Genomic DNA, 1,013 nt, shown 5'->3' on the forward strand with positions numbered 1-1,013 from the left:
TGGCCGAGGCAGCCACGGCGATTCGCGTGGAACTGGAGCGCATGGCCGACACCCTGGCACCGCAGCTGGCGGCCACCAGCGAGGAGGCCCGGTGCCGGGAGCTGATCTGGAACGAGGTCAGTCACGCCTTGGAAGAGATGAGCCGCGGCTTCCGCAGCGCATCCACGGCGGTGGCAGAATGATCACTCGCCCCAAGCTCCTCGCCTTGGTCGTGCACTCGCAGCACCCCACCACGGATGGTGCTGCCGCTGGTGCCGGCACCCTGAGGCACTTCGTTGGCGGCGTGATCTACGTGCAACACGTGGACCGTTTGCCGCGGCGTAATTCGGCCACGGCAGAAGCCCTCCTGCGTGACGAGATTGACGAAGCGCCGCAAGCGAAGATGGTGACCGCATGACTGCCCAGGCTCGCATCCACACCGTGCTCGCCCGCGCCCTGCAGCCGCGCCGCCCGCTGACTGTCTCGCAGTGGTGTGATGAGCACATGCGCCTGTCCACCAAGGGCAGCAGCAAGGCCGGTCGCTGGGTGACCGATCGCAACCCGCCGCTGCGCGAGCCGATGGACAACATGTCCGCGCGCAGCCCGGTACACGACCAGGCCTGCATGTTCCCGATCCAGTTCGGCAAGAGCCAGATTGCCACGAATTCCATCGCCTACTGGATGGACTACGCCCCGGCCCCGATCATGTACGCGCTGCCGGGCGAGGCATCCATGAACAAATGGGTGAACCAGAAGCTCAACCCGATGATCGAGGTCTGCAAGGCAGTACGCAAAGCCCTGAGCAGCACCGCCAGCCGCGACAGTTCCAACCAGCGCACGTTCAAGGACTTTGCCGGTGGCCAGCTGTACGTGGAGCACATGGGCAGCCCGCAGCGCCTTAAATCCACCACGGTCAAGAACCTAGTCGTTGATGAGATCGATGAAGCCCCGCAGGTGCTGCTGACCGGCGATGACCCGGTCAAGATGCTGGATGGGCGCACATCGTCTTTCCCGACGACCTACAAGCGTCTCTA

2 protein-coding genes and 1 pseudogene are annotated in these 1,013 nt (G+C 64.6%); all 3 read left to right on the plus strand.

What is annotated here, in order from left to right; genetic code table 11:
• A pseudogene (locus tag EGJ34_RS22455) lies at positions 1–182 on the plus strand (hypothetical protein); the annotation flags it as partial.
• Positions 179–397, plus strand: a complete 219-nt coding sequence (locus EGJ34_RS21850; RefSeq protein WP_125362468.1) for a hypothetical protein — start codon at positions 179–181, stop codon at positions 395–397. The pseudogene EGJ34_RS22455 and the gene EGJ34_RS21850, both read left to right, overlap by 4 nt.
• Positions 394–1,013, plus strand: a 620-nt coding sequence (locus tag EGJ34_RS21855; RefSeq protein WP_185750300.1) for a phage terminase large subunit family protein, incomplete at its 3' end; no start/stop codon positions are given. The genes EGJ34_RS21850 and EGJ34_RS21855, both read left to right, overlap by 4 nt.

The sequence above is a fragment of the Stenotrophomonas sp. 278 genome (assembly GCF_003935715.1).
Taxonomy (GTDB): domain Bacteria; phylum Pseudomonadota; class Gammaproteobacteria; order Xanthomonadales; family Xanthomonadaceae; genus Stenotrophomonas; species Stenotrophomonas maltophilia_AH.

Excerpts from the sequence above, each read along its gene's own strand:
- EGJ34_RS21850 (WP_125362468.1), top strand. The coding sequence starts at position 179 with ATGATCACTCGCCCCAAGCTCCTCGCCTTGGTCGTGCACTCGCAGCAC.